The organism is Dyella terrae (genome assembly GCF_022394535.1).
GTDB lineage: Bacteria > Pseudomonadota > Gammaproteobacteria > Xanthomonadales > Rhodanobacteraceae > Dyella.
The window spans coordinates 1,783,734-1,809,401 of sequence record NZ_CP089414.1; the positions used below are offsets into that span (position 1 = coordinate 1,783,734).

20 protein-coding genes are annotated in these 25,668 nt (G+C 62.0%); 12 read left to right on the top strand and 8 right to left on the bottom strand.

Going from position 1 to position 25,668, the window contains the following annotated elements; translation table 11 throughout:
- Window positions 1-1,077, bottom strand: a complete 1,077-nt coding sequence (locus tag DYST_RS07485) for a LacI family DNA-binding transcriptional regulator (RefSeq protein ID WP_239951057.1) — start codon at window positions 1,075-1,077, stop codon at window positions 1-3.
- Window positions 1,078-1,520: 443 nt separating this feature from the next.
- On the opposite strand from DYST_RS07485, the gene DYST_RS07490 reads away from it, so the two are divergent.
- The 8 genes from DYST_RS07490 (at window position 1,521) to DYST_RS07525 (ending at window position 10,246) form a co-directional block, all read left to right on the top strand.
- Window positions 1,521-2,717 carry a Gfo/Idh/MocA family protein gene (locus DYST_RS07490; RefSeq protein WP_239951059.1) on the top strand — a complete coding sequence of 399 codons (1,197 nt, stop codon included), beginning with the start codon at window positions 1,521-1,523 and terminating at the stop codon, window positions 2,715-2,717.
- Window positions 2,714-3,931, top strand: coding sequence for an MFS transporter (locus DYST_RS07495; protein ID WP_239951060.1), 1,218 nt, complete (start codon window positions 2,714-2,716; stop codon window positions 3,929-3,931). Before DYST_RS07490 ends, DYST_RS07495 begins: the two co-directional genes overlap by 4 nt.
- Window positions 3,932-3,977: 46 nt before the next feature.
- Window positions 3,978-4,853: a sugar phosphate isomerase/epimerase family protein gene (locus tag DYST_RS07500; protein WP_102302339.1), complete on the top strand. Its 876-nt coding sequence runs from the start codon at window positions 3,978-3,980 to the stop codon at window positions 4,851-4,853.
- A 46-nt stretch (window positions 4,854-4,899) separates the two neighbouring features.
- Entirely contained in the window at window positions 4,900-6,591 is a 1,692-nt protein-coding gene (locus DYST_RS07505) for a GMC oxidoreductase (RefSeq protein ID WP_239951062.1), read from the top strand.
- 9 nt (window positions 6,592-6,600) lie between these two features.
- Window positions 6,601-7,194: a gluconate 2-dehydrogenase subunit 3 family protein gene (locus DYST_RS07510; RefSeq protein WP_102302341.1), complete on the top strand. Its 594-nt coding sequence runs from the start codon at window positions 6,601-6,603 to the stop codon at window positions 7,192-7,194.
- Between the two features lie 246 nt (window positions 7,195-7,440).
- Entirely contained in the window at window positions 7,441-8,496 is a 1,056-nt protein-coding gene (locus DYST_RS07515; RefSeq protein WP_102302342.1) for a sugar phosphate isomerase/epimerase family protein, read from the top strand.
- Window positions 8,497-8,538: 42 nt separating this feature from the next.
- A complete protein-coding gene (locus tag DYST_RS07520; protein ID WP_239951064.1) occupies window positions 8,539-9,441 on the top strand; it encodes a hydroxypyruvate isomerase family protein in 903 nt (300 codons plus the stop codon).
- Between the two features lie 19 nt (window positions 9,442-9,460).
- Window positions 9,461-10,246, top strand: coding sequence for a 3-keto-disaccharide hydrolase (locus tag DYST_RS07525; protein ID WP_239951065.1), 786 nt, complete (start codon window positions 9,461-9,463; stop codon window positions 10,244-10,246).
- A 249-nt stretch (window positions 10,247-10,495) separates the two neighbouring features.
- Here DYST_RS07525 and DYST_RS07530 read toward each other — a convergent pair whose 3' ends face one another.
- Entirely contained in the window at window positions 10,496-10,729 is a 234-nt protein-coding gene (locus DYST_RS07530) for a GDCCVxC domain-containing (seleno)protein (protein WP_102302345.1), read from the bottom strand.
- Here DYST_RS07530 and DYST_RS07535 point away from each other — a divergent pair.
- From DYST_RS07535 to DYST_RS07545, 3 genes are all read left to right on the top strand, one after another.
- The gene (locus DYST_RS07535) at window positions 10,619-12,076 is read left to right on the top strand and encodes a GGDEF domain-containing protein (protein ID WP_239951068.1); all 1,458 of its coding nucleotides are present in this window, start codon (window positions 10,619-10,621) and stop codon (window positions 12,074-12,076) included. The genes DYST_RS07530 and DYST_RS07535 overlap by 111 nt on opposite strands.
- 249 nt (window positions 12,077-12,325) lie before the next feature.
- On the top strand, window positions 12,326-13,696 hold the full coding sequence (locus DYST_RS07540) for a phenylacetate--CoA ligase family protein (RefSeq protein ID WP_239951070.1): 1,371 nt from the start codon (window positions 12,326-12,328) through the stop codon (window positions 13,694-13,696).
- 126 nt (window positions 13,697-13,822) lie between these two features.
- The gene (locus DYST_RS07545) at window positions 13,823-15,799 is read left to right on the top strand and encodes an oleate hydratase (RefSeq protein WP_239951072.1); all 1,977 of its coding nucleotides are present in this window, start codon (window positions 13,823-13,825) and stop codon (window positions 15,797-15,799) included.
- 68 nt (window positions 15,800-15,867) lie between these two features.
- Here DYST_RS07545 and DYST_RS07550 read toward each other — a convergent pair whose 3' ends face one another.
- A complete protein-coding gene (locus DYST_RS07550; RefSeq protein ID WP_239951073.1) occupies window positions 15,868-16,278 on the bottom strand; it encodes a hypothetical protein in 411 nt (136 codons plus the stop codon).
- A 202-nt stretch (window positions 16,279-16,480) separates the two neighbouring features.
- On the opposite strand from DYST_RS07550, the gene DYST_RS07555 reads away from it, so the two are divergent.
- On the top strand, window positions 16,481-18,460 hold the full coding sequence (locus tag DYST_RS07555; RefSeq protein ID WP_239951074.1) for a S9 family peptidase: 1,980 nt from the start codon (window positions 16,481-16,483) through the stop codon (window positions 18,458-18,460).
- A 41-nt stretch (window positions 18,461-18,501) separates the two neighbouring features.
- Here DYST_RS07555 and DYST_RS07560 read toward each other — a convergent pair whose 3' ends face one another.
- From DYST_RS07560 to DYST_RS07580, 5 genes are all read right to left on the bottom strand, one after another.
- A complete protein-coding gene (locus DYST_RS07560; RefSeq protein ID WP_239951075.1) occupies window positions 18,502-19,089 on the bottom strand; it encodes a hypothetical protein in 588 nt (195 codons plus the stop codon).
- Between the two features lie 99 nt (window positions 19,090-19,188).
- Window positions 19,189-21,342 carry a putative bifunctional diguanylate cyclase/phosphodiesterase gene (locus DYST_RS07565; RefSeq protein WP_239952086.1) on the bottom strand — a complete coding sequence of 718 codons (2,154 nt, stop codon included), beginning with the start codon at window positions 21,340-21,342 and terminating at the stop codon, window positions 19,189-19,191.
- A gap of 423 nt (window positions 21,343-21,765) precedes the next feature.
- Window positions 21,766-24,018 (bottom strand): catalase/peroxidase HPI, encoded by a 2,253-nt coding sequence (gene katG, locus DYST_RS07570; RefSeq protein WP_239951076.1) that lies wholly within the window; start codon window positions 24,016-24,018, stop codon window positions 21,766-21,768.
- 425 nt (window positions 24,019-24,443) lie between these two features.
- A complete protein-coding gene (locus DYST_RS07575; protein WP_239951077.1) occupies window positions 24,444-24,830 on the bottom strand; it encodes a hypothetical protein in 387 nt (128 codons plus the stop codon).
- Window positions 24,820-25,386, bottom strand: coding sequence for a hypothetical protein (locus DYST_RS07580; RefSeq protein WP_239951078.1), 567 nt, complete (start codon window positions 25,384-25,386; stop codon window positions 24,820-24,822). The genes DYST_RS07575 and DYST_RS07580 overlap by 11 nt, the downstream gene beginning before the upstream one ends.
- Window positions 25,387-25,668: the final 282 nt, after the last annotated feature.

Consider the following 25,668-nt stretch of genomic DNA (forward strand, 5'->3'; position numbering starts at 1 on the left):
TTAGCGCGTGCGCGAAGGCGGCGCGGTCGAACCTCGCACCACCAGGTCCGCCGACAGCACGCGCTTGCGCGGCGGCACCCCGGCATCGTTCAACAGCTCAATAAGCATGGTCATGGCTTCGCGCCCCAGCGCGTTCTTCGGCTGGGCGACGGTGGTCAGCGCGGGCGTGGTGTAGCGTGCGAAACGGATGTCATCGAAGCCGACGACGGAGACATCCTCCGGCACGCGCAGGCCATGCGCAGCGAGTGCGCGCATGGCGCCGATAGCCATTTCGTCATTGGCGCAAAACACCGCACTGAAGGATCGCCCCTGCGCCAGCAGCAGCTCGATGGCGCGCTCCCCTGCTTCGATGGAGAAGTCGCCCGCGACAGTGAGGTTGGCGAGGAACGCCATGTCCGCGCGCTTCAAGGCGAGCCGGTAGCCCTGCTCGCGATCCACACAGATCGGGCTCGACGGCGGGCCACCGACGAAGGCGATGTCGCGGTGACCAAGCATCACCAGATAATCGACCGCGACGCCCGCCGCAGCAACGTTGTCGACATAGACGCTGGAGATCTGCGCGTCCTTGACGTACTCGCAAGCGTTGACCACCGGCAACCGCCCCTGCACCGGGATCGCCGGCACGCGCGGCGACATGGTGATGATACCGTCTGCCTGGCGCGCCGCCACCATGTCCGCATACGCCTGCTCGCGCACCAGACTGCCCTGCGTTTCGCCCAGCAGCACGGAATAGCCACTCTCGTGCGCCACCTGCTCGATGCCGCGAATCACCTCGGAGAAGAACGGGTTGGCGATGTCGGGCAGCAGCGCGATGATCAGGCGCGTGCGTGCCGTGCGCAGGTTGCGGGCCAGGGCGTTGGGCGTGTATCCCAGCCGCTTCACCACTTCATGAATGTGCTGGCGCGTGGTCTCGCTGACAATCTCCGGCCGTTGTAGCGCACGCGAAACGGTAGCGACCGATACGTTGGCGGCGGCGGCGATCTCCTTCACCGTCCGGACGCGCGCCGGCTGCGCCGCCGGGGTGGACGGTTTGCCCTTGGTACCCGGTCGTTTGCGCCTGGATCCGTCCCCACTCACGGGCTCACGCCTCCCTCTTTGCTGCATTGCTCACGACCATACCACTGGCCTTGGGGCCGGCAAGCACGCGAATAGCGCAGCCATCCCAGCGACCATTCCCTCGCGCATTGGTGCGATGCAATGTAATGGATTACATGAAATCGTTGCGCAGGCATTTGGGCATCTGTTACATATTTCGCCCAGTTTATAGCAGCAAGCCATCCGGAAGTGGCAACAACGCTCCCGGACTCGATGTGGATACCCAGTATCCATAAGGATGTAATCGAATACATTTCCGATTGCACCCATACACCGGGAGGGGACATGGCAAGCCAGAGGACATCGACAGACATTCGAGCGCCATCGGGCGCTGCGCCCCTGCGTGCGCAGCGAACTGATCGCGAATACGAACGGATAGGCGCTCCCGAATCACCCTCATGGTGTTGCGTCATGGGGGCGCCTTGATGAAGCGGCTTGGCATGGGCCTCATCGGCCCGGGCTTTATCGCCACGCATCACATCGATGCCGTGCGCCGCCTGGGTGACGTGGACGTGATCGGCGTCGCCGCTTCCAGCCATGACTCCGCCAAGAAGCGAGCCCGCGAACTGAACGCCGGGCACGCCTATGCCAGCTATGTGGAACTGCTCGCCGACCCGGCCGTGCAGGTGGTGCACAACACCACGCCCAACCATCTGCATAGAGAAATCTCGCTGGCAGCCTTGCGCGCCGGCAAGCACGTGATCTCGGACAAGCCGCTCGCCAGCAGCGCGGAGGAGAGCCGCGAGCTCGTCGAAGCCGCGCGTGCTGCCGGCGTGGCACACGTAGTTACCTTCAACTACCGCGGGCATGCACTGGTGCAACAGGCGCGCGCGATGATCGCCAAAGGCAAACTAGGCGCACCTGTGTTTGTGCATGGCCGATACCTGCAGGATTGGCTGACCGACGAACGGGCTTACACCTGGCGACTCGATCCCAAGTTGGGCGGCGCAAGTTCTGCGCTCGGCGATATCGGATCGCACTGGTGTGACCTCGCCGAGCACGTCACCGGTTCGCGCATCACCGCGGTGCTCGCTGACCTGCATACCGTCGTGCCGATCCGTCAGGCGCCCGCTACGTCGGCAAAAGCATTCGCCAAGCGAGGCAAAGCCGCCGCGCAACGCGAAATCGCGATCACCAGCGAGGATCTTGCCAGCGTGCTGCTGCGCTTCGACAACGGCGCGCGCGGCTGCCTCATCGTTGGCCAGGTACTGCCCGGCCACAAGAACGACCTGCGGCTGGAAGTGAATGGCCGACTTGCCTCCGTGGCATGGCAACAGGAGCAACCGAACGCACTGTGGGTCGGCCACCACGCACAGGCGAACACCCTGCTGGAACGGGACCCTGCCCTGCTGGATCCGTCCGCTCGCAGCTACGCCCACCTGCCCGCCGGCCACCCGGAAGCCTGGGCCGACGCCTTCCGCAACCTGATCGCCGACGCCTACACGTGGATACGCCAGGGCGGATCGCCGGAAACGCGCCCACCAGCCCTGCCCACGTTCGAAGACGGCTACCGCAACAGCCTTGTGATCGACGCCATGCTCCGCAGCCATGCGGCGGGCGGCATCTGGCAGGCCGTCGATGACGGTCACGAGCCACCACGCAAAAAGGGGAAACGGGGATGAAGTGGCGCCTTCGCTTGATGATGTTGTTCGAATACGCCATCTGGGGCGCCTGGTACGTCACCGTTAGCACCTGGCTGGGTAAGACACTGCACTTCAGCGGCCAGGAGATCGGCGCGGTCGCAGGTACCACCGCCATCGGCGCATTGATCTCGCCACTGTTCGTCGGTCTGCTGGCCGATCGCCTGTTCGATACACGCGGCGTGCTCGCCGTGCTGCACATCCTCGGTGCCGTGCTGCTGGTGGTCGCCGCACAGCAGCATACGTTTGCGGTGATCTATGCGGTGCTGCTGGTCTACAGCCTCTGCTACATGCCGACACTGGCGCTGACCACCTCGCTTGCCATGCGGCACATCAGCGATCCGCGCGAGGAATTCGGCGCCATCCGCGTATTCGGCACGCTGGGCTGGATCGTGGTCGGCCTTGCCGTGGGCACCTGGGGCGTGGAAGCCACCGCGTCGCCGCTGCTGTTGGCCGCTGCTTTGTCGGTAGTCATGGCCGTGTACTGCCTCAGTCTGCCTGCAACGCCGCCGTTGGCGCGCAATCAGCGCTTTGAACTGCGCCATGCACTTCCGCTGGAATCGCTGCACTTGCTGCGCGACCGGTCGATGGCGGTGTTCGCCCTCGCCTCGTTCCTGATCTGCATTCCGCTGCAGTTCTACTACGCATTCACCAACTTGTTCCTCAACGAGATCGGCGTCGTCAACGCCGCCGGCAAGATGACTGGCGGGCAGATGTCGGAGTTGTTCTGCATGCTGCTCATCCCGTGGTTCTTCCGTCGCCTGGGCGTGAAGTACATGCTGGCCGTCGGCATGCTGGCGTGGGTAGTGCGCTACGCCATGTTCGCTTTCGGTGGCACCGATCAGCTGATGTGGATGCTGTGGCTCGGCATCATCCTGCACGGCATCTGCTTCGACTTTTTCTTCGTCGTCGGCCAGATCTACATCGACCGCGAAGCACCGTCCGCGCTGCGTGCCGCCACGCAAGGGCTGATCACCTTTCTCACCTACGGCCTGGGCATGTTCGTCGGCTCGTGGCTATCGGGTTGGGTGGTGGATGTGAATTCCAGCACCGTCGCGCAAGGCATCGTCGTGCACGACTGGCATGCCATCTGGTTGATCGCCGGCGGATGCGCCGCCGTCGTCCTCGTTCTGTTTGTACTGCTGTTCAAGGATCGCCGGGCGGAGGCGAGCAGCCCCGTCGCCACCACCGCCTGATCCATCACCTTCAACGCCTCCACCTGGACACCCGGGAGAAATATTCATGTTGACCCGTAGGCAGTTCCTGGCTCGATCCGCTCTACTCGGTGGCGCTGCGTGGCTTGCCGCCAACGCACCCGGCCGACTTCTTGCCGCCGCGGCACAAAAGCCGCTCGGTATCCAGCTCTACATGGTGCTCAAGGCCTATCAGGATGACCCGATGGGCACGCTCAAGACGCTCAAGGCCATCGGCTATGCCGAGATCGAAGCCATTATCACCTCCACCGCACAGACGCTGCGTGACCAGCTGAAGGAGGCGGGCCTTGCCTGCCCCAGCCTGCACTTCGATAGCCTGGGTATCGACCCCGGTATCGAAGCTGCCCATGTGCTGGGCACGCAGTATTTCGTCAGCAGCATGCTGCCGTCCTTCATGGCGAAGATGAAAGGCGGCAAGGGCGAGGCCACCTACACGCTCGACGACGCCAAGCGCACCGCGGCATTCGCCAACCAGATCGGCGAGAAGGCGAAGCAAGCCGGCCTGCAGTACGCGTATCACAACCATCATAAGGAATTCACCGATGTCGGCCAGGGACAGACGTTCTACGACGTGCTGCTCAAGGAAACCGACGCCAACCTTGTGAAGTTCGAACTCGACTGCGGTTGGGTTCACGCGGGCGGCAAGAACCCCGCCGACTATTTCAACGCGAACCCGGGCCGCATCCCGCTGATGCACGCCAAGGATTTCCTGCCCTCCCCTGCACCCAACGATTATCCCGGCGCCGAACTTGGTCGCGGCACGGTGGACTACAAGCCGATCATGGCGGCGGCGGAACGTGCCGGCCTCAAGCACTGCTTCGTCGAGCAGGAAGGCCCCTTCAGCCGCGTGAGCCAGCTAGAGGCCGCGCGCATCGACTACGCCTACCTGCGTCCGCTGCGTTGAGCAGCGTCTCCCCCACTCACCGATAACCTTGCTTCAAGGGATCATGATGGAAAAGAACACATACGATGCCATTGTCGTCGGCACTGGCGTCAGCGGCGGATGGGCAGCCAAAGAGCTCACCGAAAAAGGACTCAAGACGCTAGTGCTCGATCGCGGCCGCATGGTCAAGCACGGCGACTACCCCACCGCCATGAAGGCACCGTGGGAGCTTCCCTACGCGGATGAGCCGACGCGCGAAGATGTGGCGCGCCACCCGGTTCACACGCGCCCCTCGTTCTACGGCATCACGCAGTCGACCAAGCATTGGTTTGTCGATGATCTCGATAATCCGTATGTGGAAACCAAGCCGTTCGACTGGTTTCGCGGTTACCACGTCGGCGGCCGTTCGCTCATGTGGGGACGCCAGAGCTACCGGCTCAGCGAAATGGACCTGGAAGCGAATGGCAAGGAAGGTGTGGGTGTGGATTGGCCCATTCGCTACGCCGATCTCTCACCCTGGTACGACTACGTCGAAAATTTCATCGGCGTGAGTGGATCCATCGAACATATGGCGCAGCTTCCGGACGGCCAGTTTCTGCCGCCGATGGAACTCAACTGCGTGGAGACGGAATTCAGCGGTCGGCTGGCTGACAAGTTCAACCGCAAGCTCATCATCGGCCGCACCGCCAACCTTTCCGGGCCGCTCAAGCACGACCAGAGCCCGCAGCGCGCCACCTGCCAATACCGCAACTTGTGCATGCGCGGCTGCCCCTTCGGCGCGTACTTCAGCAGCAACTCGTCGACGCTGCCCTCGGCCGAGCGCACAGGCAACATGACCATCGTGCCCAACGCGATCGTCTACGAAATGATCTACGACAACGCCAAGGGCAAGGCGACCGGCGTGCGCGTGCTCGACGCCGAAACCGGCAAGCAGACGGAATACTTCGCGCGTGTGATCTTCCTATGCGCGTCGACCTTCGGCACCACGCACATCCTGCTGAATTCCGTCTCCAGCCGCTTCCCCAACGGCTTTGGCAACGACAGCGGCGAAGTCGGCCACAACATCATGGATCACCTGTTCGGTGGTGGCGTGTCGGCATCGGTCGAAGGCCACGAGGATCGCTACTACACCGGCCGGCGCCCCAACGGCTTCTACATCCCGCGCTACCGCAATATCGGCTCGAACACGCGCCCCTACCTGCGTGGCTTCGGCTATCAGGGCAGCGCCAGCCGCCGCAACTGGACGCGACTGGTCGACGAGCCGCTGCTCGGTGACGACCTGAAGCGTGCGGCGGAAGATCCAGGCCCGTGGCGACTGGGCATGTCGGGCTTCGGCGAGATGCTGCCCTCACACGAGAACTACGTGAAGCTGGATCGCGACCGCAAGGATATTCACGGCCTGCCGATACTCAACTTCAACGTAGAGCACAAGCAGAACGAAATCCTGATGCGCAAGGACATCATCGAGGATGCCGTCGAGATGATGACCGCCGCCGGCTACAGCGACGTGCAGTCGTACCAGATCGAGGCCAACGTGGGCGCCGCCATCCACGAGATGGGTACGGCGCGCATGGGCCGCGATCCGAAGACCTCGGTGCTCAACGGCTGGAACCAGATGCATGCCTGCAAGAACGTCTTCATCACCGACGGTTCGTGCATGACATCCTCCGCCTGCCAGAACCCGTCGCTCACCTACATGGCCCTGACCGCCCGCGCGGCCAGCCACGCCGTGGACGAACTCAAGCGCGGCAACATCTGAGGACATGCCATGAATCGTCGCGAATGGTTGAAATGCGTTTCTGCACTGGCCGTGGGCGTGGTGGCTGCGCCCTCGCTACTCGCCGCCTTCGATGCACACGCCGCCGCCCAGGCCGCTATTGGCTCCACGCCGCAGTTCTTCACCTCGCCACAAGGTGATCTGCTGGCCGCCGTGGTCGACATCATCCTGCCCCGAGGCAAGACGCCGGGTGCGATCGACGCAGGCGTTCCCGCCTTCATCGACCAGATGTTCAAGGACGTCTATACGCCCGCCGAGCAGCAGCGCTATCTGGGTTCGCTGGCCGCGTTCGACCGTGCCGGTGGCAAGCCCTTCCTCCAGCTGGACGATGCGCAACGCAAGGCGCTAGTGACGAAACTACATCGCGAGGCATTGGCGCACCCCGGCGACAACGAGGCAACCTCGGCCGCCAACTTCGTCATGATGACCAAGAAGCTGACCATGATGGGTTTCTTCTTGTCCGAGCCTGGCTGCACACAGGTGTTGCAGTATTCGGCCGTACCCGGCGGCTACCAGGCGGACGTCCCGCTGTCGAAGGCAGGCAACGGCAAAGCCTGGGCCGTCGAAACTGTGTTGACGCTTTAATTCATGAGCCCAAGAGCCTTTTCAAAACCTGGCTTGAGCGCTCGCTGCCCTCACCGTCATTCCGGCGCAGGCCGGAATCCAGTGACAGACGCAAACGGTTGTCGTGTGACGTCAAAGCGTATGGCTCTTCCGCGAAAGCCGAACTACGACGCTACTGGATTCCGGCCTGCGCCGGAATGACGGTGAGCATGAGACGTCCAGGCGAGATTTCGAACGAGGCCTAAAGCGAAGACAAGGACATTATCCATGAAGACCCTCAAGGGCCCCGGCATCTTCCTCGCCCAGTACGCGGGTGATGAAGCACCGTTCAATACACTGCCCGATATCGCCCGCTGGGCGTCGTCGCTGGGCTTCGTCGGCGTGCAGATTCCCTCGAACGATGCACGCCTGTTCGATCTCGCGCAGGCGGCGGCGAGCAAGACCTACTGCGACGATATCGCCGGCATGCTCGCGGAACACGGCCTTGCGGTGACGGAATTGTCCACACACCTGCAAGGACAACTGGTGGCGTCGCATCCCGCGTATGACCGCCTGTTCGACGGCTTCGCGCCACCCGCGCTTCGCGGCAACGTAGAAGCGCGACAGGCCTGGGCGGTGGAACAGCTCAAACTTGCGGCGACCGCCAGCAAGCACCTGGGACTCTCGGCACACGCCACGTTCTCCGGTGCACTAGCGTGGCACCTTTTCTATCCGTGGCCACAGCGCCCGGCAGGATTGATCGACGAGGCCTTCGCCGAACTGGGCCGTCGCTGGCGTCCGATCCTCGATGCCTTCGACGATGCTGGTGTGGACGTCTGTTTCGAACTGCATCCAGGCGAAGACCTGCACGATGGCGCCACCTTCGAACGATTCCTCGACGCTGTCGATCACCATCCACGCGCCAACATCCTGTACGACCCCAGCCATATGGTCCTGCAGCAGATGGACTATCTGGCTTTCATCGACATCTACCACGAACGCATCCGCGCCTTCCACGTGAAGGACGCCGAGTTCCGCCCCAACGGACGCGCTGGCGTGTACGGCGGTTACCAGAGCTGGGTTGATCGTCCTGGGCGTTTCCGTTCGCTGGGTGATGGGCAGATCGATTTCGGCGCAGTGTTCAGCAAGTTCGCGCAGTACGACTACCCGGGTTGGGCCGTGCTCGAATGGGAGTGCGCCCTGAAAGACCCGCAGGTGGGCGCGCAGGAAGGTGCCGCATTCATCCGCCAGCACATCATCAAGGTTACCGATCACGCGTTCGATGATTTCGTCGCCACCAAGACGGACCCGAACTTCAACCGCCAGCTACTGGGACTCAAATAGCCCCATGCATCACTACCCGCTTGCGCAGGAGACGCCCAGGCCATGACCGATCACTCCCTCGGCCTCTCCCGCCGCGCCGCGCTCGGCCGTATCGCCGCACTGGCGGTGTTGGGTGCGGCGTCGCCGCTAGCCTTCGCCGGAACAACAGCTGGCAACGGCGTATCGCCAACGTTGCCAGCAGGACGCCTCCGGCAATCACTGAGCCGCTGGACCTCCGATGCGCCACTGCCCGACCTATGCAAACGCCTCAAAACCATTGGCTTTGCTGGTGTTGACCTGCTGCACACGGATGAGTGGTCGGTAGTCAGCGACCACGGCCTGGCGGTATCGATGGGCTATCCGAGCCGCCGCGACAATTTCATCGCCATGGGCTTCAACGACCCGGCCAACCACGCAGTGCTGTTGAAGGAGTTGGAAACCACCATCCCGCTCGCGAAACAAGCCGGCGTGAACAACCTGATCACCATGTTCGGCAACCGCAAGAATGGCATCGACGAACAGCAGGCCATCGCAAACTGCGTGGCAGGCCTCTCGAAGATTGCGCCTTACGCTGCGGAGAATGGCATCACCCTCTGTGTGGAACTGCTCAACAGCAAGGTGGACCATCACGGCTACCAGGGCGACAGCACGGCATTCGGCGTCGCGGTCATGAAGGGCATCAACTCGCCGCACGTGAAGCTGCTCTACGACATCTATCACATGCAGATCATGGAAGGTGATGTCATCCGCACCATCCGCGACAACATCGCCTGGATCGGCCACTTCCACACCGGCGGCGTGCCCGGCCGCCACGAGATCGACGGCACGCAGGAACTCAACTACCACGCCGTCGCCAAGGCCATCGCCGATCTGAACTACAACGGGTTCATCGCGCATGAATTCGAACCCGCGGGGCCCGATCCGTTCGCTTCCTTCGCGGATGCGGTGCGGATCTGCACGGTCTGAACTTCTAACGAGAACACCCATGACACAGCGACTCAACGCCGCCATCCTGCTTGCACTCGCCACGCTCGTCACGTCTGCCGCGTGGGCGCAGACGGCCGAGCCCACCGATCCCAAGGCCACCGAACAATGGGAGCCCGTACCCAAAACGGTGACACCAGGAAAACAGGACGACGCCCCGCCTTCGGATGCCATCGTGTTGTTCAACGGCCACGACCTCAGCCAGTGGGAAACCGCCAAGGACCGTTCACCGGCGCGCTGGAACGTGCACGACGGCGTGGTGACGGTGGACAAGGCCACGGGCAACATCCAGACCAAGCAGCATTTCAGGAACTATCAATTGCACCTGGAATGGCGCGTGCCCAAAGACATCACTGGCGAAGGTCAAGCGCGCGGCAACAGCGGCCTGTTCCTGGCATCCACCGGGCCGGGCGACGAAGGCTACGAGATCCAGATCCTCGATTCGTACAACAACAAGACCTACGTCAACGGACAGGCCGCCAGCATCTACAAACAGTCCGCGCCACTGGTGAACGCCATGCGGCCGCCCGGCGAATGGCAGACCTACGACGTGGTGTGGACCGCACCGGTATTCGGCGCCGATGGCGCACTCAAGTCACCGGGCTACGTCACCCTGTTCCACAACGGCCTGCTGGTGCAGAACCACACCCAGCTCACGGGCGAGACGTTCTACATCGGCAAGCCGAAGTACAAGGCGCATGCGGACGCAGCCATCAAGCTGCAGGCTCACGGCGACCCGTCGCCTGCGATCAGCTTCCGCAATATCTGGGTGCGGCCGCTCGATTGAGCGGTCTTGCCTCAGCAATCAGGCCAGCAGTCGCCAGATCAGAATGCAGGCAATGAGAAATAGCCCGACGTATTGCGCCTTCCTGTTGCGCGTGGTTCCGGAAGCCGCCCCTAGCGTCATGACCAACGCCAGCCACATCGGTACGCAATGATCCACACCCACACTCCCTGATCCATTCTTCCATCATCGGAGATTCCACTCCGATCCGTGTGCCGCCGGTTAGATAACCGGTGGCCCATCACGCCGCTTTCAGTGCCCGCAGCAGGACCGCCCTTGCTGCTGGATCGGCGGGCATGGCACCGAGCCGTACGAGCAGAACACGCAGCAGTCGCCTTCCTTGGGCTTCAGCAACGCGCCGCACGCGGCGCATTCATGGAAAAACACGCAGGCGTTGGTTGGCATGACTTCCATGCTCTGGTGATCGCACTGGGGGCATGTGAGCCGCGACTCCAGCACCAGCGTCCTGACATCCGTACTCGCCATGTTCCATGCCCCTTTCCTGATCTTACGGTCAGCCGTGGCCCATCCAGCCACGGCAGTCACGGGACATCCCTACTGACGCCATCGCCCCGAAACGTAGGGATTTATACTCAGGCCCAGGGCGGCAACGTCGCCACTGTCTGGTCGGGGAACACCGTGGAATGGATTGCAAGGCTGGCCCACGCCGGCACCCTGCTGATCGTCAACGCCTTGCTGGCAGGCCTTTCCTCGGCGATTTTCCTGACCCTCTACGCCACCGGCCCAAAGGGGCGGCGCCTGCATGGCGTGCTGCTCTGGGGTCTCAGCTATGCCGCCTTCGCCGTCGGCTTCGCGGTCCTGATCCTGCCCGGCTTCCACATCGACTTTGCTTACCTCCAGCTGACGGGCAACCTGATCATCGACGTCGGCGCCGTGCTGACGTTGCTCGGCGTCACCGCCTACCTGGAGCTGCCCCGGCGCCGGCTATGGGTGCTGGTGCCCGTTGCCCTGCTCGCGATAGTGGAGATCGGCAGCGTCATCGCCGGAGGCGAGAACTTGCGACTCATGGTGATACTGGGCAACGCACTGACCGCCCTGCTCACCATCGCCACCGGCGATGCCTTGTGGCATTGCGTGGACAAACCGCGGCGCGCTGTAGCACGCGTCGCTGCCGCCTTCCATTTTCTGTGGGCCATCATGTTGCTCCTGCGCGGCGCGTGGTGGTGGTTTCATCCATTTGCCGATGTCACCGAAGATCCGACGTCGACCTTCGGCCTGCTCTCGCGCCTCATCCTGACCTGGGTGATCACGCCGAGTTTCTTGTGGATGCTTACCCGCGAACTCGATGCAGAACTGATCCGCCAGGCACATCAGGATCCATTGACGGGTGTGCCCAACCGCCGCGTTATCTGGGAACAAGGCGAACGCATGGCCGCTCAGGTGGACCGACAAGAAACGAGCATGGCCGTGCTGATGATCGACGTGGATCACTTCAAGGCGATCAACGACCGCTGGGGACATGACGGCGGCGACCAGGTGCTGGTAGCCATCGCGCAAACACTGCAACGATATGTGCGCGACGAAGATCTGCTGGCACGCGTCGGCGGCGAGGAGTTTATGGTGCTGATACGCCACGGCGATGAAGCCACCGTGGGCGAGATCGCGGAAAGACTGCGCAGGGCCATCGAAAGCCACCCCATCGCCCTGCCATCCGGCGAAGCGCTGAACTGCACGGCCAGCATCGGCTACTGCCTGTTGCCACGCGGACAGGGCCATTGGCGCGATATCGTAATTTCTGCCGATCAAGCGCTTTATGCCGCGAAGCGGCAAGGACGAAACCGCGTCGTCGGATCACGACGTCAGCCCACCTGATCCCGGCCGGCGCATTCCGTAAAACGGCGGCGATCGTTGCAACGGCGCGCTTTTGGACGTCCATCTCTATCCACTTATATAGAACTTTTTTCCGATGCCCGAGGACAGCTCGGTGCAAGCGTTGTGCTATGCAACGGGCAGATAATCGATCGAGTGCAAGACGCGAGATCGCATATAAGAACTTGCGTTTTCTCAGGGGCGTTGTTGAAGGAAATCGACCGGCGACCAGAACACGGGAGGCGCGCAGTCATGAGCCTTTGGTACGAAACAACCTTTCGACGGGTGTTGTTTCCCGCCTATGAATCCGGCCTTCGCCACCGCGACACGCTGTCGTGGCTGGATCGTTACGAGCACGATCAGTGGCTGTCGCCCGAGCAGATGGCGCAACTGCAATGGACGCGCCTCAAGCAGTTACTGGAGCACTGCCATCGCGAGGTGCCCTACTACCAGAAGCAATGGCGCGAGCTTGGCGTCACGCCAAGCGACATTCGCACCATGGATGATTTCGCGCGACTGCCGCTGCTCACCAAAGCAGACATCCGCGCGAATCTGGACGATCTGAAAGCCGTTTCACTGCGCGATCAACTGCTCTACAAGGCCACCGGCGGCTCTACCGGCGAGCCCATGCGCTTTGGCTACACACGCGAAAGCAACAACCGGCGCCATGCCGTGATGTGGCGCGGCTACGGCTGGGCGGGTGCACCGCTGGGTGCGCGCAGTCTGTTGCTATGGGGAGCCGGCGTCGGCAACCCGCCGTGGCGGCAGCGTGTAAAGGATCACCTCTATCACGCCGCATTCTCTCGTCGCGTCATCAATAGCTTCCACATGACCGAAGCGAACATGGCCGAGTTCGCCGATGCCATCGATGCCTTCCGGCCGCGCGTGTTGCTCGGCTACACCGGGCCGCTGATTCGTCTCGCGCAATGGATGCTCGACACCGGACGCCATGTGTATCGCCCACAGTCTTTCATTTCCTGCGGCGAGGCGCTTCACGAATTCCAGCGCGAGATCATCGAGAAAGCATTCGGCTGTCCCGCATTCAATACCTACGGATGCCGCGAGTTTATGCTGGTAGCTTCCGAGTGCGAGCGACACGAAGGCTTGCACGTCAACAGCGATCACCTGTTGGTGGAGTTGCCCAAGACGCCCGATGCGCCGCCGGATGGCGAGACGGGCGAAGTGGTGGTCACCGACCTGTCCAACTACGGCATGCCGTTCATCCGCTACGCCACCACCGACCTCGCCACGCCCGCGCACCACACGTGCAGTTGCGGCCGGGGATTACCGCTGATCAAGCAGGTGGACGGCCGTGTGCTCGACGCCATCCACACGCCGGATGGTCGCGTGCTTCCAGGCATGTTCTTGCCGTTCCTGTTCAAGGAAACCAAGGGCGTGAGTCGCTACCAAGTGGTGCAGCGGCAGTTGGATCGTCTGGATATATCCATCGTGCGCGGCGCCGAATTCAATGACGATTCACTGGCGTTCATCCGCCACGAAATCCACAAAGTGCTGGGTGACAGTCTGCAATTGCACTGTCATTTCGTGGACACGATTCCGCTGACCAGCAGCGGCAAGACGCGGCTGACCATCTCGGAACTGGCCAACCACATCACCCACTGAGGCGCGCAGCGAACCGCGCCCCTGCGGCAATCGACCCGAGCCTATTTCACGGCGATTTTCCTGTGCGTCCGCGAAGCTCTTGGTTTTGGCGACGTTTTGTTGCCTTTGCGACCAAGGAGCCAGGCCGTGACCCACGACAACACCCCGACTGCCGACACCCAGAGCTTCGAGCATGAGCCCGATGCCTCCCACGGCTACTGGCACAACCGCCCGGAGAACGCCCTGCCGCCGCCGGACATGATGGGTGCCTACATGCGCAACAAGACGCTGCCCGGGGCGGGTATCGAGCAGCGCAAGGCGATCATCATCGGTAGCGGCATCGCCGGCCTTGCCGCTGCGTTCTACCTGATCCGCGATGGCCGCATGCCTGCCGGCAACATCACCATCATCGAGAGCATGGATATCGAAGGTGGCTCGCTGGATGGTTCGGGCAACCCGCAGGACGGCTACATCGTCCGTGGCGGCCGCGAGATGAACTGGAACTACGACAGCCTATGGGACATGTTCCAGGACGTGCCAGCGCTCGAATTGCCCGAAGGCTACAGCGTGCTGGACGAGTACCGCTTGGTCAACGACAACGACCCGAATTATTCCAAAGCCCGCCTGATGCACAAGCAGGGCCAGATCAAGGATTTCTCCACCTTCGGCCTGAACCGCGCGCAGCAGTGGGAATTGATCCGGTTGATGCTGAAGCCCAAGGAAGAACTCGACGACATCACCATCGAGGACTATTTCAGCGAAGGTTTCCTGCAAAGCAACTTCTGGTTCTTCTGGCGTTCGATGTTCGCCTTCGAGAACTGGCAGAGCCTGCTGGAGATGAAGCTGTACATGCACCGCTTCCTGGATGCGATCGACGGCCTGAACGACATGTCTGCCCTGGTGTTTCCCAAGTACAACCAGTTCGACAGTTTCGTGCGCCCCCTCATCACCATGCTGCGCAAGCAGGGGGTGCAGGTGCAGTTCAATACACGCGTGCATGATCTCGACATGGCGGTCGATGACGAGCGTCGCACGGTCACCGGCATCCGCTGCACCATCGACGGCAAGGACACCACGCTTCCCGTCGCCGATGGTGACCTGGTGTTTGCGCTGACCGGCTCCATGACCGAAGGCACGGCCTACGGCGACATGAATACCGTGCCTGTGCTCGAACGCGGCCTCCACGATCCCGGCGCGGACAGCGACTGGGGCCTCTGGCTCAACCTCGCCAAGAAATCACCGGTATTCGGTAAGCCACTCAAGTTCTGCGGTGACGTCGAGCGCTCGATGTGGGAGTCGGCAACGCTGACGCTCAAGCCCTCGCCCCTGGCCGACAAGATCAGGGAGCTTTCCGTCAACGATCCCTACTCGGGCAAGACCCCCACGGGTGGCGTCATCACATTCACGGATTCGAACTGGGTACTCAGCTTTACCGTCAATCGTCAGCCGCACTTCCCCGATCAGCCCAAGGACGTACTGGTGGTCTGGGTCTATGCCCTGCTGATGGACAAGGAAGGCAACTACGTGAAAAAGCCCATGCCGGCGTGCACGGGACGCGAAGTGCTGGCCGAGCTTTGCTATCACCTGGGCATCATCGATCAGCTCGATGCGGTGGCCGCCAACTCCAAAGTGCGACTTGCGCTGATGCCTTACATCACCGCGCAGTTCATGCCGCGCGCAGCGGGCGACAGGCCTCACGTGGTGCCAGCGGGCTGCACCAATCTCGGCCTGCTGGGGCAGTTTGTCGAAACCCACAACGATGTGATCTTCACTATGGAGAGTTCGGTAAGAACGGCCCGAGTCGCCGTCTACACCCTGCTGAATCTGCGCAAGCAGGTGCCTGACCTCAGCCCCACGCAGTACGACATACGCAACCTGATCAAAGCGGCGCGCACGCTTAACAACAACGAGCCATTCATCGGCGAGCGACTGCTGCACCGGGTGCTCGGCAAGTCGTACTTCGCGCACGTGCTGCCGCCCTTGCCCAAGTCGGAAAAATCCAAGCAACGCGAATTGCTGGAAGACGAACTCGGCAACCTGTTCGGCAAGGGCAGTCAGGTGTTGCGCAACGCATCGGACTGGCTGGAACGCTTCGGCGACAACCTGCGCAAGAAGTCGGGCTAAGGCTCTGAGGGAAAACGCGGTCATGGTAGTGCGCTGACGTTATCGCCAGCGCACTACAGTCGTCGCATTCACTCTTTCGAAAGCAGAAACCTGCTGATGCGCCGCCGCAGTTCCCGATCATCGATCGCCCTGGCTTCATCGTCGGCCGACACCGCATACTCGCGTGCCTGCGCATCATCGCCAAGACGCTTGTGACGTTCGGCCAGCGAGAATTGGATGGATGCGCGATAGGCCCGTGCCTCGTCTCCCACCGCCAGCTTTAACGCCCGTTGATACAGGGAAACCGCCGCACCATCGTCCATGGTGAAATCAGCCAGCGTTTCCCACAGAAACGGATGTTCATACCCGCCAAGGCTCTGCTCCTCGCAATAGTCGTGGAGATCCTTGTAGGTGGTGGCATATCGGTCCGGTTCGCTTTCGTTCGCGAGCTCCGTCGCGAAGCCCATGACGTGATCCCAGACTTCCGGCTTGATGTCCATCGCTTTCGCTCCCTGCCTATCGTAAGTGCCTCGGCTCCAGGTGCAACGACCCAGGTCGAGCTGCACATCATCTCAGGAAACGAACACAGCCCCATAGCAGGACACCAGAAAACGGTGGGCTTTAAACCTTCTGTCCGCGAGCCACATCAGACGCCCAGGGTTGGCCCATCCACACGGATAGGGCCCTACGGGAGGAAAGACTATGGCGCGTTGCCGAGGGGTGATTCTCTTTGCGTGGCTGAGCGCGGCATCTGCCGTATTGCACGCCCAGCCACCACTTCACGTGGTGCAACCATCCGATATCGTGGCACTCGCGCAGGTGAGCAAAGCGCAGCCATCGCCGGATGGAAGCCAGATCGCTTACGAAGTGGACACCGATGCCGGTTCCACCATCTGGCTAGTGGGAAGCGATGGCGCGCACGCCGCCCGAGCGTTGGTATCCGGCGAAGGCTCGCCGAACTCGCCGGCATGGTCACCGGACGGCGCATCACTGGCTTTCCTTTCTCAAGCACCCGTGGCTGCCGATTCTCACCAAGCCGGTTCGAACGGTTCTGCCGCAGCAACATCGGGGCAGCAGCTCTGGCTGGCATCGCCTGGCAGCGGAAAGTCGGAACCGCTCACTCGCCTGCCTCTGCGCATCAGCGGCTTTCGATGGTCGCACGACGGACGACGCATTGCGTTCCTGAGCAAAGGCGGCGACGTGCCGCAACAGTCACCAGAACACGACGAACACGTGCTTGACCGGCCGCAGCCCAACAGCCGCCTGTGGATCTATGACGTCGACACTCGGCAAGCGCATCCACTCACTCAACCAGACATGCATATCGTGGCTTTCGACTGGTCGCCGGATGATGCGCACCTCGTCGCATCCAGCTCGCCCACGTCACGTACCAACGATGTGGAAAACGTGTTGTCCGTCGTTACCATCGATGCATCATCGGGCGCCGTCGAACGGCGGATTCCTGGCGGTTTAAGCAGACGCAAGGTGCTGTGGTCTCCCGACGGCCATCGACTTGCCTACTTTCGATTGGCACCGACGACAGATGTCGGCTTTCTCGTGATGTACGACCTGCGCACCGCAACGGAGCAAGTCGTCGCCGACACCCGGCAGGCGACCTTTGAAGACATGGAATGGGGCAACGACGGCGACGCGTTGTTCGGTCTTTCCCTGCAGGGGACGCGTTATTCGATCGCGCGTATCAATGCAGCGTCTGGCCAGACGGTGAGCTCGCAGCCCCTGCAGGGCGCTGTCGAAAAAATCGCGATCAGCCACGACGGTCGCACATTCGCCTATGTCCAAGAAACATCGTCACATCCCGGCGAAATTTATGTGGCTCGCCATGGTCGTGAGCGCCAGCTCACCGTCACCAACCCCCAAGTGAAAACGTGGTTGCTGGGAACGCAGCGTGAGATCCGGTGGACCGCGCGCAGTGATGGCCGAACAGTAACCGCCGTGCTGCTCTTGCCGCCCCACTACGACCCGCGCAAGCGCTATAAAACCGTCGTGCATTTGCACGGTGGTCCGACCAGTGGCTGGGATCAAGGGTTTCACGGTTCGTGGTACGACTGGGGTGTCATCCTGGCATCGCATGGATACGTGGTGCTGCTACCGAACCCCCGAGGCTCCGATGGTGCCGGTACCGCGTTCGGCATGGCTAACGACCGCGATTGGGGCCACGCCGAATTCCAGGACATCATGGATGGCGTCGATCAGGTCGTCGCTGACGGCATCGCCGATCCGGAACGGATGGGCGTTGGCGGCTGGAGCTATGGCGGATATCTGACCGCATGGGTGGCTACCCACACGAACCGATTCAAGGCAGCCGTTGCCGGAGCGGCGATGACAGATCTGTTCGGCATGGCGACCACCACGGATATCGCCCCGGATTTTCTCAACCGCTACTTCGGACCGCTCGCAGCCAACGCGGCCAACTACGACGCGCATTCTCCCGCCCGCTATCTGCGTGATTGCCAAACGCCCGTACTGGTCGTGGGTGGCGAAGACGACGCGCGCGTGCCGTTTTCCCAAGGGATGGCGATGTATCGCGGGCTGCGCTTTCTAGGAAAGGAAACCCAGATGGTGCTGTATCCGCGAGAACCGCATTTCTTCGGCGAACCCGCGCATCAACGCGATTCGCTGGAGCGCATGCTCGCCTGGTACGACGCTCATCTCGGGCCCTGAACCTTCTTGGCGTCGGCTCACATGGGAGAAGCGCCGTCCACCTATGTATAGGTGGACGGCAGGCCCTCGCGTCGACAAATTTCCCGAACAAGAACATCGGACAGGTCAGCGCCATCGCGCTCATGCGATTCGATGATCGGAATGGCCCACTCGCCGCCAGCCAACTGGAAGTTGCGCGTCCACTCTGGCCACGCCAACAGCTCGTCGACCGTGTAGCGCTTCGATCCGCCCATCTCGGCGTGCCCGCCGGCGATGGACTCGCCAACGTCAAATAGCGCGTGGCGGAACGGAAACAGGTAAACGCAATAAACGTGGTGGGTCGGATGCACGTCGGTGGGCGCCTGGTTTTTGTAGCTCAGGCGGAGCACCTGTCCCTCGAGCTTCTCCCGCGCCAGCGGTTGCGAGTGACGGTAAAGATAGTCCGCGGAAAGTTCACCCATGTCGGGCCAAATGACGGCGTGCTCTGTATGAGTGAAGTTCTTGAACTTGTTTGGATACGCCAGCTGCGGCCAGTTCATCTCTTCTCGCGCGATACGTGACTCGAACAGCCGGTACTCCTCTGGATCGAACTGGATGACCAGTCGCCAGTTTTCATTGGGTACGACTCGTTTGATTCGCGGTGCGTCCATGCGGAATGAGCCTTGGATGTATCCGCGTATTTGAACAGTCCCGCTGCTGGAGCGAAAGCATGGCTCGCTTCCGCGCGCAGCCTGCACACGGGCCGCCCCTTATGGGGTGCTGGTTCCCGGCGTATCGGGGTGAAAGTCGTCGCCGGGAGGAAACGGTGCGCCACGCGACATCCATGTCTCGAACTGTTCGACCGTCATGGGCGGGCCGATATACCAGCCTTGCGCGCAATCGCAGCCTGCGTCACGCAGAAAATCCCATTGCGCCACGTTCTCCACGCCTTCCGCGAGCACCCGCATATTCATGTTGCGGGCCATGGCGACAATGGTGGACGTGAGGGTGATGGCCCTGGCGTCATCCGGCAATCCGATCAGGAAGCTGCGGTCGATCTTCAGGATTTGAATCGGGAAGCGGTTGAGATACGCCAGCGACGAATAGCCGGTGCCGAAGTCGTCGATGGCGAAGCTGAGCCCTAGCGCGCGCAGCCGCGAAAGCACATCCGACACGGCAGGCCCATGCTGAAGCAGACTGCCCTCGGTGATCTCCAGTTCGAGCAGTTGCGGAGGAAGGCCGGACGCGCCCAACGCGTCGGAAACCTGTTCATAGAGATTGACGCTGCCGAACTGTCGCGGTGAAAGGTTCACCGCCATATGCAAACCCGACCAGCCGCGCCGGACCCATCCGGCCGCCCGATGACAGGCTTCCTGCAACACCCAATCCCCAATCGCCCCGATCAGTCCCGCTTCTTCGGCATAGGGGATGAAACGGTCCGGTGAAACCAGGCCAAAGGTATCGCTCCGCCAACGCAACAGCGCTTCGACGCCCACCACCCTACCCGTACGCAATTCAACCTGCGGCTGATAGAGCAGCGTGAACTCGTCGCGCTGGAGCGCACGGCGCAATCCCTCGCCAAGGTCGAGCAAGCCCTGTGCCTCGCTGGTCAGCGACGCACTGTAGAAGCGAAAGCGCGCCCGCCCCTCGCGTTTGGCCAACCCCAACGCCGCATCGGCGTGCTTGAGCAGCGTGGCGCCGTCGTCGCCATCGTGCGGCCAGGTGCTAATGCCGATGCTGGCACTGACGAAGATGTTCCTGCCCTGCCATGCAAAACCTTTGGCGATGACTCGCTGCATGCGTTCAGCAGCAGCCGTGATGGCGGTGGTATCCAGTGTCCCAAGCAAGGTAACAGCAAGGATGTCGCCATCGAGCCGCGCCACGGTGTGCGTCTGCTCGATACCGGAAAGACGATCCGCCATGTCTTTGATCAACTGATCGCCCACCTCATGTCCCACGCTTTCATTGACGCGCTTGAAATGGTCCAGGCCGATCAGGAACAGCGCCAGGCGCGCCCCCTCTCTCTGCCTGATCGCATGATCGATGCGGTCAACGAGCAGCGCACGGTTGGGCAATCGCGTGAGCGGATCGTGGTAGGCGAGAAAACCCAGGTCCTTGGTGCGGCGCTCCACCGCTCGGCGCAGGGCGAGCACCCAGATGGCAAGCGCAATACCCGCCGCGCCTGCAACAGCTAGCGCATAGGCGAAGATCTGCGTGTACGGTGTGAAGTTGACGGGATTCCCCATCCATTTGCGCCGAAGCGCGTCGCGCTCTTCGCTGGTGATGAGCCGCATGCCGTTGTCGACCAGCGCAAGGGTGGCAAGATTGCCCTTGCGTACGCCCCGATGGAACTCGCTCGAATAGAACTCGAATGCGTGGCTGAAATCCGCACCCGCGCTATTTTTGTAGAGGTAGTAGTTGGCGGGATAGTCATCCATGCACAGGATACGGACGTCGCGCTGGTGCACGGCGTCGATCATCGCGTTGTAATCGCGATACAGCTTTAGTGCGGTGATCCCATGCTGCTTCAGGTGCTCAATACAGGCGTCGCCACGCTCCACGCCGACCTCGAAGCCGCGTAGTGCATCCACGTCGTCAATACCGGAGATGGACGTATCGACATAGATGCCCACGGTCACCTTCGCGTAGGGCGCGGAGAAGTCATAGAGCGGCTCCCGTTCCGGCGTCCGGAACAGCATATCGATCACGTCGGCCTGCCCGTCCAACAGCATGTGCTGGGCATTGGCCCAATCCGTTGGAACAAGTTCCACGTGGATGCCGGTCTTCTGCTCCCACAGCTTCCATTCGTCCACCAGGTAACCGCGGGGCTGATGGTCGGGCCCGATGAACAGATAGGGCGGGTAGTTGTTGTCGCTGACGACACGAAGCGTTGCCGGCGCTGCGTGCAAGGCAGCGACCGCCACGACTGCCAACAGAAGTGCCAGCCACGCTCTAAGCACTCATTCGCCCTCTTGTCGCAAGCTGACACCCGCTTGCTCCCTGCGGCTGCCAGGCCATGCCTGATTTGGTCCGGGCCTGTCCTAGTGGCATGTGCGACAGGTCACGGAGGCTATCGACGAGTACCGCCGCGTCGAGGCTAATCCTTTGACCCGTGAATGCCGCATGTATGAAGCGGGGCCACCATGGTCGGCCCTGCTCGCCCCCTGACGCCTGTCTTTGCGTATCGGCGGTTCCTGTCGATTATTGAGTGTCCGCCTCGATCACACGGCGGGGCGGCGGCGTCACTTGCATAGGGAAAAAGAAAACCGCCCCATCCAAACGGATGGGGCGGTTTCAGTACGGCTTGCGAAGCGTGGCTCTTCCTGGGGGAAGGCCCACGCTATACATCAGGCCAGATCGAAGCGGTCGAGGTTCATCACCTTGACCCAGGCGGCGACGAAGTCGCGGACGAACTTGTCTTTGCCGTCCACACTTGCGTAGACCTCGCCCAGGGAACGCAACTGCGCGTTCGCACCGAACACCAGGTCCACCCGCGTGGCGGTCCACTTCTTCTTGCCGCTCTTGCGGTCGACACCTTCGAACACTTCACGCGACACCGGCTTCCACTCGGTACCCATGTCGAGCAAGTGGCGGAAGAAGTCGTTGGTCAGCGTCTCCGGCTTGTCGGTCAGCACGCCATGCGCTTCCTTGCCGGTGTGTGCATTCAGCACGCGCAGGCCACCGACGAGCACCGTCATCTCCGGCGCGGTCAGGCTCAACAGTTGCGCCTTGTCGACCAGCAACACTTCACCGGGGACGCTGAACTCGCCCTTCAAGAAGTTGCGGAAGCCGTCGGCGACAGGCTCCAGCATGCCGATGGACTCCACGTCGGTCTGTGCCTGCGAGGCATCCATACGGCCCGGCGCGAACGGCACGCTAACGTTGTGGCCTGCGTTCTTCGCTGCCTGCTCGACACTCGCACTACCGGCCAGCACGATCAGGTCCGCCAGCGAGATCTTCTTGCCGCCGGATGCTGACTTGTTGAAGTCGTTCTGGATGCCTTCCAGCACCTTCAGCGCCTTGGCGAGTTCATCGGGCTCATTGACCTTCCAGTCCTTCTGCGGCGCGAGGCGAATGCGTGCGCCGTTGGCGCCGCCACGCTTGTCGCCACCACGGAAGGTGGATGCCGAAGCCCACGCCGTCTTCACTAGCTGTGCCACCGAGAGACCCGAAGAAAGGATCTTCTGCTTGAGCGAGGCCACGTCCTTGTCGTCCACCAACGGATGGTCGACCGCTGGGATGGGGTCCTGCCAGATCAGTTGTTCCTTCGGTACTTCCGGACCGAGGTAACGCGCGCGCGGCCCCATGTCGCGATGGGTCAGCTTGAACCACGCACGTGCGAAGGCATCGGCGAACTGGTCGGGATGCTCCATGAAGTTACGCGAGATCTTTTCGAAACCCGGATCGACGCGCAGCGAAAGATCGGTGGTCAACATGGTCGGCCGCTGCTTCTTCGACGGATCGAATGCGTGCGGAATGGTCGCTTCGCCACCCTTGGCGACCCATTGGTTGGCGCCAGCCGGGCTCTTGGTCAGTTCCCACTCGTGGTTGAACAGGTTCTGGAAGAAGCCCATGCCCCACTTCGTGGGCGTGCTGGTCCAGGTGACTTCCAGACCACTGGTGATAGCGTCGGCGCCGACGCCGGTGCCGAAGCTGCTCTTCCAGCCGATGCCCTGAAGCTCGATGCCGGCAGCTTCCGGTTCCGGCCCCACGTGAGTGGCGGGGCCCGCGCCGTGCGTCTTGCCGAAGGTGTGGCCACCGGCGATCAGCGCCACGGTTTCCTCGTCGCTCATGGCCATGCGGCCGAAGGTGTCGCGGATGTCCTTTGCTGCGGCGAGCGGATCAGGATGACCATCCGGACCTTCCGGATTCACATAGATCAGGCCCATCTGCACGGCGGCCAGCGGGTTCTCCAGGTTGCGCCCCTTGTCGGTGCGACTGGTCTCGCTGCCATGCAATTCTTTCTCGGCAACGACTACGCCTTCCTTCTCATGTCCGGGCGTGCCCTTGCCATAGCGGATATCACCACCCAGCCAGGTGGTTTCCTTGCCCCAGTACACGTCCAGGTCCGGCTCCCAGGTGTCTTCGCGGCCACCGGCGAAACCGAAGGTCTTGAAGCCCATGGTCTCCAGCGCGACGTTGCCGGCGAGGATCATCAGGTCCGCCCAGGAGATCTTCTGGCCGTACTTCTGCTTGATGGGCCACAACAGGCGGCGCGCCTTGTCCAGGCTGACGTTGTCGGGCCAACTGTTCAGCGGAGCGAAGCGCTGCTGACCACGCCCACCGCCGCCACGGCCATCGCCGACGCGATAGGTACCGGCGCTGTGCCAGGCCATGCGGATGAACAAGCCGCCGTAATGACCGAAGTCAGCAGGCCACCAATCCTGCGAGTCGGTCATCAATGCGGCCAGGTCTTTCTTCAGGCCGGCGTAATCGAGGCTCTTGAATGCCTCGGCGTAATTGAACTTCTGATCCAGCGGGTTGGTTCGGCTGGAGTGCTGGGCCAGCAGGTCGAGCCTTAACTGGTTGGGCCACCAGTCCCGGTTGGTCGTACCGCTGCCGGCAGCGTGGGGAAACGGGCACTTTGCTTCGTTGGACATGCGCTTTCTCCTTGGGAGACTTGATCCACTACGGGTACGACGATGGCTTGAGGGTTCCATGACACACCGACGTTACCGCCGGACCATCTGCAGGCGACCCATACCGCGATGCGCCGCAAGCGGACATCGGTGGGGTACTGGTCGTATTCGATGGCGAATGTCGTGGCGTGCATGGGACCCGTGTGGCTCGCATCGACAAACCTTTCCTTACGGAATGTACGCAAGGGCGGTGGGCAAGAGAATTTGATTCTTGCAATGCCTGTGATAGACGGGGGCTATGACATCGCGTGTATCGCCGCCCTGCCAGATGGACAACGCGGCGGCCTTTTCCAAAGCCTTCACAACACGCACACATGCCTTCGACAAAGCGCACCTATTACGTCAACCGGGGTGAAGGCTGCGTGGTGCGTGTTGAGCGGCGGCTATCAGGCCGATAACCAATGCGCAGGCGCCCCGCCCGGCCGTAGCTCTGTCGCCATGCGCTTGAGCCTGCGGCGCAACCCGGGCGAGCCGCACAGCAGGTAATGGGAGTCGTCTGTCAGGTTGCACAGGGCCTGGACCTGGAACTTGCCCTGCTCACGGTTACCGATCGCAAGGATGCGGTCACCGTTTTGGAGGAACAGCCGATCAGGCCAGCGGGCAGACAAGTACAAGGTGATCGCCGGCTCACTCAGGTCGATCTCGATGTCGTTGAAGTAGCGGGTGCCCCGATAGGGCACGCCATCCACCAGGCCCATCTCGCGATCGACGCCGATGGTGTGGTCGCGCACTTTCGTGATCACGCCGATAACGCTGTCCAGTTCAGCCGCCATGCGCACGTGCCCCAACTATAGACTGGTAATCCCGATGGGCACGGAAACGGGCCGGGCGAAGCATCCGCACGACCTCCGCCAGGCCAAACAGCGCCATGGCCACACAAAGAAGCGTGATGACCATCACCACGAGGATCACGGGCAGTGACATGACAAACGCGCTCGTCGGCCATTGATTGACCCACGACCAACCGAAATACATCGCCGTCACCAGCGCGGCCGCCAGCAGGGCAATGAGCATGAATATGCCTATCCGCTTCAGTGGCTCGATGGGCTCCAGTGCCTCGCCGGAATCGTGCAGACGAAGCCAGAACAGGCGATGGCGCCCGTTGGCGACAAAGGGGGCCGCGGTTACCCGCACGGGTAACTGCGCATGGCGCAACACTGCGCCCGCGCGCTTGCTGTCATTGAAATCACTGGCTTGGCAGAAATACCAACGTCCATCGATGCGCAGGCGATACAACCTTTCCTGCTCACCCGAACGTCCCCGCACGAGATTGCCTTCGAGGCGTTCGAGCTGCCCTTCCATGATGCGCTGTGTGCCGTCCTTGTTCATCCACCACTCGTCCCTGACCTGCCTCAACCGGGATCATGCTAATGGGATCCAGCTGAATCCGCTCAGTGTGTTGGAGCTCGTTTACGATCGTGCTTGAGCGCCGTTTTTCCTCAGCGTCATTCCGGCGCAGGCCGGAATCCAGTGGCCTCCACGTCCGGTCTTCGCGAAGGGTTTCACGGCATATGGCCGACTGTGGCGACCATCCAGCGTAATCGCTACTGGATTCCGGCCTGCGCCGGAATGACGCTGAGGGGATCGAGCCACACGGAGATTGTAAACAGG

What these genes read in the sequence shown, in the direction of transcription:
- DYST_RS07555 (WP_239951074.1), top strand. Translation starts at nt 16,481, where the DNA reads ATGGCGCGTTGCCGAGGGGTGATTCTCTTTGCGTGGCTGAGCGCGGCA.
- katG (WP_239951076.1), bottom strand. Translation starts at nt 24,018, where the DNA reads ATGTCCAACGAAGCAAAGTGCCCGTTTCCCCACGCTGCCGGCAGCGGT.
- DYST_RS07580 (WP_239951078.1), bottom strand. Translation starts at nt 25,386, where the DNA reads ATGAACAAGGACGGCACACAGCGCATCATGGAAGGGCAGCTCGAACGC.
- DYST_RS07530 (WP_102302345.1), bottom strand. Translation starts at nt 10,729, where the DNA reads ATGGCGAGTACGGATGTCAGGACGCTGGTGCTGGAGTCGCGGCTCACA.
- DYST_RS07520 (WP_239951064.1), top strand. Translation starts at nt 8,539, where the DNA reads ATGACCGATCACTCCCTCGGCCTCTCCCGCCGCGCCGCGCTCGGCCGT.
- DYST_RS07550 (WP_239951073.1), bottom strand. Translation starts at nt 16,278, where the DNA reads ATGGACATCAAGCCGGAAGTCTGGGATCACGTCATGGGCTTCGCGACG.
- DYST_RS07525 (WP_239951065.1), top strand. Translation starts at nt 9,461, where the DNA reads ATGACACAGCGACTCAACGCCGCCATCCTGCTTGCACTCGCCACGCTC.
- DYST_RS07535 (WP_239951068.1), top strand. Translation starts at nt 10,619, where the DNA reads ATGGAAAAACACGCAGGCGTTGGTTGGCATGACTTCCATGCTCTGGTG.
- DYST_RS07490 (WP_239951059.1), top strand. Translation starts at nt 1,521, where the DNA reads ATGAAGCGGCTTGGCATGGGCCTCATCGGCCCGGGCTTTATCGCCACG.
- DYST_RS07540 (WP_239951070.1), top strand. Translation starts at nt 12,326, where the DNA reads ATGAGCCTTTGGTACGAAACAACCTTTCGACGGGTGTTGTTTCCCGCC.
- DYST_RS07575 (WP_239951077.1), bottom strand. Translation starts at nt 24,830, where the DNA reads ATGGCGGCTGAACTGGACAGCGTTATCGGCGTGATCACGAAAGTGCGC.
- DYST_RS07560 (WP_239951075.1), bottom strand. Translation starts at nt 19,089, where the DNA reads ATGGACGCACCGCGAATCAAACGAGTCGTACCCAATGAAAACTGGCGA.
- DYST_RS07505 (WP_239951062.1), top strand. Translation starts at nt 4,900, where the DNA reads ATGGAAAAGAACACATACGATGCCATTGTCGTCGGCACTGGCGTCAGC.
- DYST_RS07495 (WP_239951060.1), top strand. Translation starts at nt 2,714, where the DNA reads ATGAAGTGGCGCCTTCGCTTGATGATGTTGTTCGAATACGCCATCTGG.
- DYST_RS07510 (WP_102302341.1), top strand. Translation starts at nt 6,601, where the DNA reads ATGAATCGTCGCGAATGGTTGAAATGCGTTTCTGCACTGGCCGTGGGC.
- DYST_RS07500 (WP_102302339.1), top strand. Translation starts at nt 3,978, where the DNA reads ATGTTGACCCGTAGGCAGTTCCTGGCTCGATCCGCTCTACTCGGTGGC.
- DYST_RS07515 (WP_102302342.1), top strand. Translation starts at nt 7,441, where the DNA reads ATGAAGACCCTCAAGGGCCCCGGCATCTTCCTCGCCCAGTACGCGGGT.